11 protein-coding genes are annotated in these 12,760 nt (G+C 50.8%); 4 read left to right on the plus strand and 7 right to left on the minus strand.

Annotation, left to right across the window (positions count from 1 at the left end; genetic code table 11):
* Positions 1-14 precede the first annotated feature (14 nt).
* The gene (locus M0R47_RS03935; protein ID WP_292550613.1) at positions 15-773 is read left to right on the plus strand and encodes a hypothetical protein; all 759 of its coding nucleotides are present in this window, start codon (positions 15-17) and stop codon (positions 771-773) included.
* A gap of 168 nt (positions 774-941) precedes the next feature.
* Here the strand turns inward: M0R47_RS03935 and M0R47_RS03940 are convergent, their stop codons facing one another.
* Both M0R47_RS03940 and M0R47_RS03945 read right to left on the minus strand, forming a co-directional pair.
* Entirely contained in the window at positions 942-1,370 is a 429-nt protein-coding gene (locus M0R47_RS03940; protein WP_292550616.1) for a heme-binding protein, read from the minus strand.
* Between the two features lie 28 nt (positions 1,371-1,398).
* Positions 1,399-2,001 carry an arylesterase gene (locus tag M0R47_RS03945; protein ID WP_292550618.1) on the minus strand — a complete coding sequence of 201 codons (603 nt, stop codon included), beginning with the start codon at positions 1,999-2,001 and terminating at the stop codon, positions 1,399-1,401.
* 1 nt (position 2,002) lies between these two features.
* Between M0R47_RS03945 and M0R47_RS03950 the strand changes: the two genes are divergently transcribed.
* From M0R47_RS03950 to M0R47_RS03960, 3 genes are all read left to right on the plus strand, one after another.
* Positions 2,003-2,791: an ABC transporter ATP-binding protein gene (locus tag M0R47_RS03950; RefSeq protein ID WP_292550621.1), complete on the plus strand. Its 789-nt coding sequence runs from the start codon at positions 2,003-2,005 to the stop codon at positions 2,789-2,791.
* Positions 2,792-3,045: 254 nt separating this feature from the next.
* Positions 3,046-5,529: an FtsX-like permease family protein gene (locus M0R47_RS03955; protein ID WP_292550624.1), complete on the plus strand. Its 2,484-nt coding sequence runs from the start codon at positions 3,046-3,048 to the stop codon at positions 5,527-5,529.
* A 174-nt stretch (positions 5,530-5,703) separates the two neighbouring features.
* The gene (locus M0R47_RS03960) at positions 5,704-6,099 is read left to right on the plus strand and encodes a glycine zipper family protein (protein ID WP_292550626.1); all 396 of its coding nucleotides are present in this window, start codon (positions 5,704-5,706) and stop codon (positions 6,097-6,099) included.
* Positions 6,100-6,246: 147 nt separating this feature from the next.
* Here the strand turns inward: M0R47_RS03960 and M0R47_RS03965 are convergent, their stop codons facing one another.
* The 5 genes from M0R47_RS03965 to M0R47_RS03985 form a co-directional block, all read right to left on the minus strand.
* On the minus strand, positions 6,247-6,888 hold the full coding sequence (locus M0R47_RS03965) for a DedA family protein (protein WP_292550629.1): 642 nt from the start codon (positions 6,886-6,888) through the stop codon (positions 6,247-6,249).
* 288 nt (positions 6,889-7,176) lie between these two features.
* On the minus strand, positions 7,177-7,920 hold the full coding sequence (locus tag M0R47_RS03970) for a methyltransferase (protein ID WP_292550632.1): 744 nt from the start codon (positions 7,918-7,920) through the stop codon (positions 7,177-7,179).
* A 106-nt stretch (positions 7,921-8,026) separates the two neighbouring features.
* Positions 8,027-12,109, minus strand: a complete 4,083-nt coding sequence (locus M0R47_RS03975; protein ID WP_292550635.1) for a hypothetical protein — start codon at positions 12,107-12,109, stop codon at positions 8,027-8,029.
* 192 nt (positions 12,110-12,301) lie between these two features.
* Positions 12,302-12,511, minus strand: a complete 210-nt coding sequence (locus tag M0R47_RS03980) for a DUF2442 domain-containing protein (RefSeq protein ID WP_292550842.1) — start codon at positions 12,509-12,511, stop codon at positions 12,302-12,304.
* Complete coding sequence (locus M0R47_RS03985; protein WP_292550638.1) at positions 12,471-12,710, minus strand: DUF4160 domain-containing protein; 240 nt, start codon at positions 12,708-12,710, stop codon at positions 12,471-12,473. The genes M0R47_RS03980 and M0R47_RS03985 overlap by 41 nt, the downstream gene beginning before the upstream one ends.
* Between the last annotated feature and the right edge of the window lie 50 nt (positions 12,711-12,760).

Raw genomic sequence — 12,760 nt, forward strand, 5'->3', positions numbered from 1 at the left:
CCGGCCTGACCGTAATGAAGATCGCCGAAGCACCAGGTTGGGTAACATTATTCAAAGCTTTTGCCGCACAGGCGATGGGGTTGGCGTTTGCAATCACTCTGGCCTGGATGTCGCCTGCGCTGTTTCACGGCGCATGGCGCTTGGCGGTGGTACAAGGCGTTGCCGCTGCCTTATGGTCCAGCGCGTTTCGCCAGCCGTACTGGTGGATGCCGATCCATTTACTGTTTCTGCCGATGGCAATCGCCATGCTCGCCTTGCAGTTATCTCCCGGGTTGTATCTACTGATTGCGCTGCTGCTGGCCTTGGTGTTTTGGGGTACCGTTAAAGGCGATGTGCCGCTGTTTTTGTCTTCTACTGCCGTAGCGGATGCGGTAGCGGCGATTGTTGAGCGCGAAAATGCCGGTATGTTCGCCGATCTTGGCGCCGGAATCGGTTCAGTGGCAGTGCCGCTGGCAGAGCGTCGTGCTATGGCAGTCGATGCCTGGGAATGCGCGCCGCTGCCTTGGCTGATTACCGCCTGGCGTTGCCGAAGGCTGCCGAATGCGACGGCAAGACGCGCCAGCTTATGGGGCTGCAATCTTGCTTATTACGAGGTGGTGTTTGCGTTTCTTTCGCCGGCGGTCATGGCCGAATTGAGCGGGAAAGTCAGGCGCGAAATGCGCCCCGGCAGTCTGTTTATCTCTTCATCTTTTCCGATACCGGATTGGGAACCGGAGTCGATAGTCGGCATTGAAGACAGGCGAAAGACCAAACTTTTTTGTTACCGGGTCTAGTTTTTTCAGACTTTCAGATACTTCCACCAAAACCAGCTTTGCATATGCAAATAGTTGCGTATCGGCGTTTTGACCAGCAACAGCAAGACAGGCACCGACTGCCGCCCTTCGTTGGGCTATCCCGACTTTTATAAAGGGATATTTAGATATTCAGGCAGTTTGACCGCTTCAAACCCCCGCAATAAATCCCGCAGCTTCAATGCCGACAATTGCGCAACGCTCGTCCTGATCGGAAATATCGCCGCTGATGCCGACTGCGCCGATCAGATTGTTTTTGGTGTCGCGGATCAGAACGCCACCCGGAACCGGCATGATTTTTCCATCCGCCATATTTAACAGGGCATTCATAAAATCGGGCCTTTTTTCCGCCACCCCGGCCAAGCTGCGCGACGATATGCCCATGCTGACTGCGCCCCAGGCTTTCGCGGTAGCAATCTGTTCTCTGATCACGGTTGCGCCGTCTTCCCGTTGCATGGCTTTTAAATGTCCGGAGGCATCCAAAACTACCACGGTAATCGGCTCCATGTTTAACTTACGGGCTTTATTAATGGCCGCATTAATAATGAGGTTGGCTTTTTCAAGTGTTAAAGATTTCATCTAGTGTTCTCTTCTTGTTGAAGGTTTTTTATTTTAATAGCGGCAGCAACTGCGGCCATACTCTATCGGCAATGAACGGCTGCCCTTTGTGGTTCGGATGCACGCGGTCCGCTTGCATCATATCTTTATTCAGTGCGACATCTTCCATGATAAAAGGTACATACGGAACGCCCAGCTCCTTAGCTAATTGCGGGTAGATGCTGTCGAAAAGATCAGTATAGCGCTTACCGTAACTGGGAGGGATTTTCATAGCCAGCAGCAATACTTTTGCTCCGGCTTTTTGTGCGCGGCGGGCTATTTCGGCAAGGTTGCTTTTTATCAACTTCGGCGGTAAACCGCGCAAACCGTCATTAGCGCCCAGCTCAATGATGACGATATCCGGCTTGTGTAAGGTCAAGGCCCGGTCTATTCGCGCTAACCCCCCGGCCGTGGTATCGCCGCTGATGCTTTCATTGTGGACGATATGGCTCGCGCCTTTTTCGTTCAGTTTTTTTTGCAATAACGCCACCCAGCCTTGCGAGACTTCAATTCCGTAACCGGCACTGATACTATCTCCCAATACCACAATGGATTTGGCCGTAGCGGTCATCGACACCAACGAAACAATCACAGCAAATAAGAATCTGGTCATTATGAAAACTCAATCATTAAACAATGGTCGTCGCACATCTTTCCGTCGGGCTGACGACCAGCATTCCATCACTGGCGATCGCCGCGCCTGCTCCCGGGAAGCTTGCGACATACAAAATCTTCCCGGCGATATAGTAACGGAAAACCTGAGTAAATCGGTAGCCACGTCCGACGGAATATTACATATCTTGTCATCCATAGATTTGATAATCAAATCCGGTGAAAGTATTGCCATCGTCGGCGAATCCGGGTCGGGTAAATCCACCTTGATCAGCCTGCTGGCCGGATTGGATGCGCCGACTGCCGGAACTATCAGTTTGAACGGAAAACTATTGACGGCGATGGACGAAGACGGCAGGGCGGCGGTGCGCAATGAGCTGATCGGCTTTGTGTTCCAGTCCTTTCAGTTGCTGCCGGGATTGACCGCTCTGGAAAACGTGATGCTGCCGCTGGAATTAAGCGGCGACAAAAACGCCAAGGCTGCCGCTGCCGCGTTATTGGAGAGAGTCGGTCTGTCGCATCGCTTATCGCATACGCCCCAGAAACTTTCCGGTGGCGAGCAGCAGCGCGTAGCCCTGGCCAGGGCCTTTGTGACCAAGCCCTCGATTTTGTTCGCCGATGAACCGACCGGCAATCTGGACAGCAAAACCGGGGCGCATATTATCGATTTGCTGTTCGAGCTTAATCTGGAAAACAAGACGACGTTAATTTTGGTGACGCATGATCAAGTCCTGGCGGCTCGCTGCCAGCGTGTCATTAAACTCGATGCGGGGCGCATAGTAGCTAATTGATGTTGTGCAATGGTTAAGAGTTTTTCACCACGAAGACACGAAGAGCACGAAGGTTTAAAGAGTAACGCTTTCCTGACGATGCACGCCTTTCAATTGAGTAGGGCCGCCCTACACTAAATTTTGCCATTTACAGACTCTGGATGTCTGCGTCCATACAGGTGGTTGAAGTTTGTAGTCATTAAGAAATGCTCAATAACTTCGTGCTCTTCGTGTCTTCGTGGTAAATTCCAAGCACTAATTTTATGGACGCATTTATGACACGTTTTAATTTAGCTCTCCGGCTGTTATGGCGCGACAGCCGTTCCGGCGAGTTGACCATACTGATACTGGCTTTGATTATTGCCGTCACCAGCTCGACGGCCATATCGCTGTTTGCTGATCGGCTGCAACGCACCATGACCACCCAGGCGGCGGAATTTTTGGCCGCCGATTTGGTGATCACAGGTCCGGCGCCTATTTCGGACGAATGGCTGTCCAAGGCAACGCAGCTCAACCTCGCGCAAGCGCAAACGGTCGAATTTTCCAGTGTGTTGATTGAGCATGACGAGCTTTTACTGGCAGGCATTAAAGCGGTCAGTTCCGCTTATCCGTTGCGCGGTTTTTTAAAAACCACCACCTCCGACTATTCGACTGAAGCCACTGTGCACTCCGGTCCGGAACCCGGAACCGCCTGGGTTGAAAAGCGCGTCCTGTCGGCGCTTAAAGTTAATCTTGGCGATGCGCTAACCGTGGGCGATAAAAAACTGACCGTCAGCCATATCATTACGTACGAACCTGACAAACGCGGCGATTTTTACAGTTTCTCCCCGCGCGTGATGATGAATGCCGACGATTTGCAGGCGACCGGCATTTTGCAACCGGGCAGCCGGGTGCGTCATTTCTTTCAATTCAGCGGCGACAGCAAAGCTTTAGCCGAGTTCAGGCGTTGGGTCAAACCGCAGCTGAATCCGTCCCAGCGCATCATGGACATCCATGAAGATCGCCCGGAGCTGGGCTCGGCGCTGGAACGGGCGGAACGTTATCTGGGCTTATCCAGCATTGTTGTCATTTTGATTTCCGGCGTGGCGATCGCGATGGCCACCCGGCGCTATACCGAACGGCACTTTAACGCTACCGCGATATTGCGCTGCCTTGGCTGCAAGCAGAACGAAATACTCTGGCTTTACGGCAGCCAGTTTGTCGTGTTGGGTTTATTGGCCAGCGCGATAGGTTGCCTGTTGGGCTGGTTTGCGCAGCAGGGGCTGTTTCATTTATTGAGGTCGCTATTGCCTCAGCAGGTCGCCGATCCCGGCTTGTTGGCGGTTTTTTTCGGATTTATCATCGGCATGGCTGTGTTGTTGGGCTTCGCATTGCCGCCGTTATTGCGCCTTAAAAAAGTTTCGCCTTTACGGGTGTTGCGCCGCGAACTGGAACCCTTGCCGAGCAGCGCTTGGCTGATTTACGGCTTGGCAATCGGCATTATTGGCGTTTTAATCTGGCGCTATACCGATGATCTTAAAATGACGGCGATCATTATCGGCATTGGTATGGGGGCATTGCTGCTGCTCGGTTTGCTGGTTTATGCATTGCTAAGGTTTAGCCGGAGATTATTGCCGCATCTTGGCTTGACCTGGCGTTTCGGCTTGCAGGGTTTGTTAAAAAACACTCGGGGCAGCGTCGGCCAAATACTGGCTTTCAGCATTACGTTGGTGGCGATGGTGCTCAGTTTTACTGTGCGTACCGATCTGATCAATGACTGGCACAAACAGCTGCCCGCCAATGCGCCCAACCATTTCGCGCTGAATATTTTTCCCGAGCAGCAACAAGGCTTTCAGCAAGACCTGCAACAGCAGCAAATCAACGGCAGCCAGTTTTATCCGGTAGTCAGAGGGCGACTGGTCGCCATTAACAACACGCCGGTGCAACAAATCGTCAGCAAAGATTCGCAGGGCGAAAGCGCCACGCATCGGGAATTAAGCCTGACCTGGACTAAAGAGCTGCCGGAGGATAATAAAATTACGGCCGGAAGCTGGTGGATCGATGCTCAGGCCGGGCAGGTCTCCGTCGAACAGAAACTGGCCGACAGCCTGAAAATCAAGCTGGGCGATCAGTTGGCCTTTACCGTCGGCAGCCAGCAGTTTACGTCCACCGTTACCAGTATTCGCCAACTTCAGTGGGATACTATGAAGCCGAATTTTTACATGATTTTCTCGCCCGGTACGCTGGACGCGTTTCCCAGCACTTTTCTCACCAGTTTTTATCTGCCGGAAAACCAAAAAGACTTTTTAAACGCACTGATAAAAAAATACCCCAGCACCACCCTTCTGGAAGTCGATTTAATTTTACGTCAATTCCAAACCATACTGAGCCAATTGACTGAAGCGATTAATTACCTGCTGTATTTTGCTCTGATGGCCGGCTTTACGGTATTGTACGCTGCTGTTTACGCGACTTTGGACAGTCGTATCCATGAGGGCGCATTGATGCGAACGCTGGGCGCCAATCGCTTATTTTTAAGAAAGACCCACATTATCGAGTTCAGCCTGCTCGGCTTGATTGCCGGCGTGCTGGCAGTCATTATTTCTGAAGCCATACTCTACGCCTTGTACACCCATGTCATGCATATGGAATATCATGTTAATTATTCTTTATGGGGAATTGTGCCGGTGATCGGCGTTTTATTTGTCAGCTTTGCAGGTTATTGGGGCGTAAGAAATGTGGTTAACAAATCCCCGCTTCAGGTTTTAAGGGAGTTATAACGCTTAAACTTTGCAAGCCAGCATCAGTCCCCGTTTGATTGACGGGTCTGAGCTCTTATGCTAGAAATGTTTGTATGATTTCAATCGATTATAGTGCTATGGTATTCATACTTTATTCATAAAAAATGAAGTATTCTGTAAAAAATCAATTTCTCCGAAAGGTAATCAAACAATATGAAAAAACTAACCACCAGTATCGTTTTAATAGGCAGTACATTAATCGCAGGTTGCTACAGCCAAGGTGGATGGACGCCAACCGTTGATGCCTATAACGATCCTAATTCCTATCGCATCAATCAAGATATGGCCGAATGTAAAGATTTGGCGAGTCATGCCTCTAGCGGCACTGCCAAAGAAACCGCTATCGGTGCCGGCGTTGGCGGTTTAATCGGCGCGGCTGGCGGCGCAGCAATAGGTGCAATCACGGGGAACCCCGGAACAGGTGCAGCCATCGGTGCGGCAACGGGCGGTATCGGCGGTGGCGCTTATAAGGGTCTTGATGCAGAATCCGCGTACAAAAGAGCCTATTCCAGCTGTATGAGAAACCGCGGACATCGGGTAGTTAACTAATCGGGTTATATTCAAAAGTTGACCCAATGTCGGGCGATATATTTTGTCGCTCGACATTATGATATCCGGTGATGGAGCGGCGGATGGGTAAACCCTAAACCGTCCTTGTTTTAAGCATGGAAAGGTCGAGCATAAAAAGCGTGTCCGTCACGCAGCTATATCTTCCGGAGATTCGCTGGCCTGCTCCTGTTTCTCATCATTTGAAAAACGGTTACTTCGTTTTTGCAAGAAATGCCGCTCCAGTTTTTGGAAATAGGCATGAATTCCATAAAGAAATCCTCCGGCAATTGGCAGGGCAAAATACCAGTGCTCTTTAGCATCGGCCAATAAACCTAATATTTCCTCACCGTAGAAATAAGCGGGGGTTATCGTAATAGTGGCCCATACCCACGCGCTGATAAGGTTAATCAAGGCAAATTTCTTTGCCGAATATTTGGTAATGCCAATCGACATGGGAATGACGGTCCGCAAGCCATACATATAGCGCTGCATAAAAATAATGGGCCAACCGTATTTTTTTAACAGCAAATGCGCAATCGCAAATTTACGCCGCTGGCTATGTAGCTTACGCTGAATAAGGCCTTTATTGAAACGGCCAATGTAAAAGTAGATTTGATCTCCAGTAAACCCGCCTAGACCCGCCACAAAAATCGTCATGAAGTATTGCATGTCGCCGGTATGCGACATGATTCCAGCCATGATCAGGCCTATTTCTCCTTCCAATATGCTCCACAGGAACAAAATTACGTAGCCATATTCCTTCAGCCAGCCGATGAATAGTTCTTCCATAAAGTTTTAATTCCGTTGAGGTACTGCGTTAATTGCAATCATGTGTACAGCCGTCAGATTAGAAACTAAGTCGTCAATAACCGGTAAAGTACCGGATATGAAGAGTGTGAAAAAATGTATAAACCACCATTAAATAAAACCAGGCATTCTGTCCTGGTACATAATCATAATCTGATTGATGCCCGGTTTCCAACATATAAAGGTTAAAGCGCCTTTTTAGGCGTGCGCTATGCCATCATTAAATTAAAGCCCGCAGGCTCTGCCTATTGATTTTACACCTATTTTCAATCATGTCTTATGTTCTGGATTTGACTGCTGGTCTTTGGCAAACCGCAGCAGAAAATCGGCCAAATAAGCTTCACTATCTGGGCTATAAGTGTTGCGGGATTCATAGATAGTCAGCAATCTTGCCATAGGCATTGCGGCTTTACAGCGACTGAACGTCAGCGCGGATACCTTGGCTTCGTTGTGCGCATAGCCGCGAAAATCGGCTTGCTTGATCAAATAAAATCCCGCTTCCAAAGCCTGAGCTGAAAATTTTGCTGCTGCATGAGCGGGAAGCAGCAAATAAAATAAACCTTGCGGGGATAACAAGCTTCCTGCAATGCCGATCAAATCGGCAAACGGCAGTTGGTCGGTATGCCGGGCGATGTTTCTTAAGGTATCGACGGTTTTGAGGTGGTTTTCAAAAAACGGCGGGTTGCTGATGATCAGGTCGTATTGCCGGTTGGCGGTCAGGGCAAAGCTTTGGATATCCTGATGCACGGCTTCAAGGCAGCTTGCCCATGGGCTGTTGCTGAAATTGATGTCGGCTTCTTTAAACGCTTCCGGCGTTAATTCCACGGCGGTGACTTTCGCCGCGCCCAGCTGGGCTGCGATCAGCGCAAGCACGCCGGTGCCGGTGCCGACATCCAGCACGCAGTCGCCCGGATTGACCGGAGCCATTGCGCCGAATAACACGGCATCGGTGCATATTTTCATGCCGGAGTGTTTCTGCAATACTGAAAACTGCTGGAACTTAAAGGTGGACATGGGGATTTATTGAACCCAAAATGAAACAAATTGATTAATGACCACGAAGACACGAAGACGCTAAGGTAGTGAAAAAACTTCGTGTGCTTCGTGACTTCGTGGTGAATTATTTTTCTTCAGGCTTAACAATTATCTCTTTAGCTACGGATTTATGCCAAAGCCCATTGCTTGAGAAACACTCCCAGCCCCATTTCAGCCAGTTCAGCAACGACACCGCCAGCCAGAGCGACCAGGCCAGCATCAATACCCGATACGCGATTAGCGGCACTGAAATCAGCGTCGCAACCGGCAAAATCGCCGGGCTTCTATCCTGATACCAGTTTAAGTTGAATGCCGAGGAGTGGTTGCCGATAATCTGCATATCGGGCGATCCCAGCAAGCCCCGTTCGACCGCTAAAAACAGCATGCCCAGCGATATCACGGTCAATACGCCAATAGCAACTTGCACTATATTAAAATAGTGGACATCGGAAACCGGCTGCGTCTTGCGCCAGCCCAGCAGCATTAACCATGCAATCACAATGCCCGCCGATTCCAAGGGAATCTGGCTAAGCCCCACCAATAACAGGAACCAGTGCCGGGCTTTTAACGGTGTCAGCCGGATTTTGCCCATGCCCAGAGACAGCATAACAATAACGATCAGCACGCCCCAAAATAAAACCGCGGGCCCCAATTTCGGCCCCATCGTAAACAATACCCAGCGATCCTGACCCAAGCCGATATTCAGGTTGGCGTTGACACTCGCTATTCCCAAGTCAACCTGTGGTGTGAGCATAGCCGCTGTTATGCCGGCCGCTTCCCGCCAGCTGATTGAGACATCCTGTTTGCCGGGATTGATCGGTACCGTGAGCTTTCTGCCATCCTGCCTGATCGGCTGGGTCTGTCCGTTAATGGCAACGGCTTGCAATACGGCTTTTTCCGGCAGGATGAGCGTGTGTTGCGACCCTTGCGAACTTCTCAGGCTGATATTCAATTCGGCTTCCTGGTTACGCTGCCCCGGCTTGATGCTTAACCGGCTGTTATCGATGGTTAAGGTTTGGCCTTCCACCGCTGTGGGCCGGGTTATGTGCAGGGTAATTTTTTCGCCCGGCCAGGGATGCCATTCAGGCAGCCATTGCCCGTCATTATTCAGGTGAATCATCGCGATGCCGGTCGTTTCAACATGCCAGACGGGGCTTACATCTGCCTTCAACACCTCTATCCATTGCTCTGTTTCGGACGCGACAAAATCGATTTTTTCCGATTTATCCAGCGTAGATTCCCATTGCAATTCGGTTTGCTGAGCCGGGATATTAACCTCAGCCTTGCCTTCTTTAACCCGAACGCCTGCCGTAGTGACCGATTCGCCCGGCAGCAAGGGGACGGCCAATACCACGGCGGAGTTTGCCGGTGAAATCCGGATGATGCGGGTAACCACATGCCAGTCCAGGCCCAGGTGCAGGGTACGTTCAATCCTGACAAACGGCGGCAAGGTACTGGGTTCCAGTTCGGCTGTGCGTTGCTGCTCGGTCCGGTTGATGCGGCTAAATTGCAGTTGATCGTCAACCGCGCTGTTCTCCTGTAGGCCGATGACCTGCCAGCCGGTATTTTGAATGCTGACCCAGTTCGGTTTTAACGGCAACGGCAGCGTGAACTTGCTTAACATGGGCACAGCCCCGCCCAGTACCACCTGATGCTCTCCTTCGCTCAGGTTAAGCCACAAGCCGTTGTTATCGCGATAAAGCCCCGGCGCTATTTTGCCGTCAACAAAAACATGATTGGGGAACCATTGTTCATATTCGGCGGGTAAAGGAATGGCTACGGATTGCTGGGCATGCACCTGTAGCGCGATCGCCAGTTCCTTATCGTTAATGGTTATCTTCATCTGCGGAATTTGCGCGCAACCGGGTAAACAGTCCGGCGGCACCGGTTTCTCCAACAGCTTGCTGCGCAATTCATCCAGAACGGCTTTATCCGGAATTTCGGCATAGGTTTTTTGCGACGGCATGGACAGCATAGGCAACAGCAAAAACCACAGCAACAGCGGTGCCGAAGGCTGCGCCTTTTTAAACTTCAATTTTTCAAAAGCGCCAAACATCAACAAGGCCAGCGCCGCAACCAAAACTGTACGGATGAAGTTGAGCAGCATGGTCTGTGTCGGCGTTAAATACCATAAGCGCAGCTGCTGCTGAGCATCAACCGAACCGTTCCATGACAGCAATACTTTATGCCATTGCCATTGCGGCAAGCCGGGGCCGGTTTGCACCTTGGCTTTAGGGTCGATGCGCTCAAAATCGATTGCTGCGTCAGAATAACCATAAGACGATGAGGAATCGGATGGCACAGACCTTTTTAATGCGCGTTCGCTCATCTCGCTCTTCATTTGAGGGGCTGGTGCCGATGTCGGAGCCTCCATTTCTGTCATAACGTGATATTGGGGGTCCTGCATATTGACCCTTTGCCAGGGTTTTTCCAGTTGCGGATAAAGACCGGTGCGCACCTGCGCCACCATAAAGGGCAAGGTGAGCATGATTAACGCCAGCCAGAAAGCATAGCGATACCAGTTGACGAATTTTAAAAACCGGCCTTGCGGCAATACCTTGATCAAGGCGGTCGCGGCCAGAATGTTCAGCCAGACAAAATGCGGCGAGCCCGGCTCATGCCAGATCAGCACCAGGGTGACCAGGGCGAGAGCGCCCCAATAGGGAGCCCACAGCCGGCCTGTCGCCAGAGCTGCAATTAGCACCAGGAACAAGTCCAGCAATGTCCAGCGAGAAAGCCAGCTGTCAGGCACATTGTCAACGCCGCCGGCCGCCAGCAAGCGCCAGCCCGGCGGCAGGTTAAGTTCGGCGCTGACGTTGTGGAAATCCTGTTCCCAACCAACCGCACTGACGGCATTAACAGGGCCGGTGATTCGGCTGTCGGCGTCCAGTGTTATCGAGCCGGTTCTGACTTCCACGCCTTGCTTGCCGGAGTTATCCTGGGTAATAAATTGATTGTTGCCGTTTAAGGTGACTCTGCCCAATTGCGTTTGCGGCAAGGTATTCAGCCGCCAGCCGCGGGTCATGGTGCCGCTGATCATGTCATTGACGGTGTAGCCTTGGCCGTCGAAATCCAGCCACAGCTTTCTGGTTAAATTGAGTTGATTGGGTTCGGGCTCCGGGTCGCCCCGGCGTATGGTTTTAAAGCCCATGGACTGGCCCTGACTGATTTTATAAGCCGGGAGATTTTTCCAATCGTCCGGCAAATTGGTTTGATTGGGATCGATGGCGCTGAGCTGTTCGATTTCAACAACCCGCAATTGGGGGCGGGCGTCGAATACCCAGATTTCCGATTCCGGCCACTGGATGCCTTGCTCGCTCCCAAGCTCCAGCCTGGGAGCGGGGAGCGCATTCAGCTCTTTAGTGTTTCTCGCCAGTATGTCGATCTGCCAGTGGCCGGGGCGCAGCTGCATCAATAATTGTCCGTCGGGTTCCAGTCGGGCGGGCAATGGGCTTTGTAAACTCAACGGGATAAAACCGTCCAAAATAGGCCGGGGCAATTTTACTTCACGCTGCTCGCCGGAAACGTCCAGCATCAGTCGGGTTAAAACTTGTGCGGGTACTTCATCAATGACTTTTCGAAAGACCTGAATGTCCAGGTTGTTTTGGAGGTTTTCCGGTTTTTTCAAGCCGGTTTCGCTTTCTTTCAGCCACAGTTGCCCGTCCTTAATGGCCGGGGTCGGTATTGCCGTCCCGTTAATACGCAGCTCAACCAGCCCGGTATCGTCGGGTATCTTTAAGTTATCAGGAATGGCAGTCCACAAGAATCCGCCTTTGATTTTGTGCGGCAAGCCCGCCGTCAGTTTAATCGAGGGGCTGCCGTTTCTATCCATGACCAGCGCGGTCTTGTCATCAACCGTCACATTAAGCGGCCAGTGGTTTTTATCGCCCGGCAAGCTGATCCAGCTGTCTTGGTACACCAGCCAGCTCATCGAGAAGATGCCTTTATCGTGCGTTAAATCCAGCTGTGTTTGAGTAGGCCAGCTACAGCGTTTTTGTTCATAACTGTTGTAGATGAAAGGGCAGGAGATGGGCTCCGGGCTATCGTGCAATACCCAGGCTATCCAGGGTTTGAGAGGCTCCGGCACCTGTTCGGGAGTTAACGGTTTTGCCTGCGTGACCGATGCGAATAATACGGCGCTTAAAAATAGCCAGACGATACGACTCATAATGCACTCCTGATTAATGTCGGGTGGTATGCCGGAGTAAGGCCGACCACGAGTGGCGTAGGTCAGGCGTTTACGGAAATCTGTGCGGTGTATTGGATAAGCCGGGTTTCGCATTCGCTCAAACTGGCTTATCCGGGGTTACAGTTTTTGTCTGTAATGGAAAGCGTGCCGGATGCTTGATGATTTCCAGTGTTAAATCGACATCGATATCGGCCAATAAAAGTGCCCCGGCGATTGTTCTTCAACATTAATGACTGATTTAATCTGCTGACTTTTAAACCACGGAAAATCGTCATAGGACATGAATAATTCTTCATCATGAGTTAGCAGCCAGACCCCGTGGGTTGATATATGCGTAACTTCAACCGGGGAAGTGTTGTTGCCATGCGCTAATGAGCTCACCGTAATGTCCCTCCAGAAGTAATTCGGTTTCTTTTAACTGCTTTCTTGAATATTGATAATTCTTAGCCAATTCAATTTCCGGTTCTAGCCAGAATTTAGCTTCTCCGTCTCCTGAAACAATATAAACATGCATTCCGGGCTCTTCTCTGGAAAAGAAAAAGAACCGATAACCATTTTCTTTAAATACTGTTGGACTCATTTAGGCATCCAATCTACAGAACATGTCCAGTTCCATGATAGCGTATGGAA

Origin of the sequence: Methylobacter sp., from assembly GCF_023227905.1 — a bacterium.
In the GTDB taxonomy this organism is placed as follows: Bacteria; Pseudomonadota; Gammaproteobacteria; order Methylococcales; family Methylomonadaceae; genus Methylobacter_A.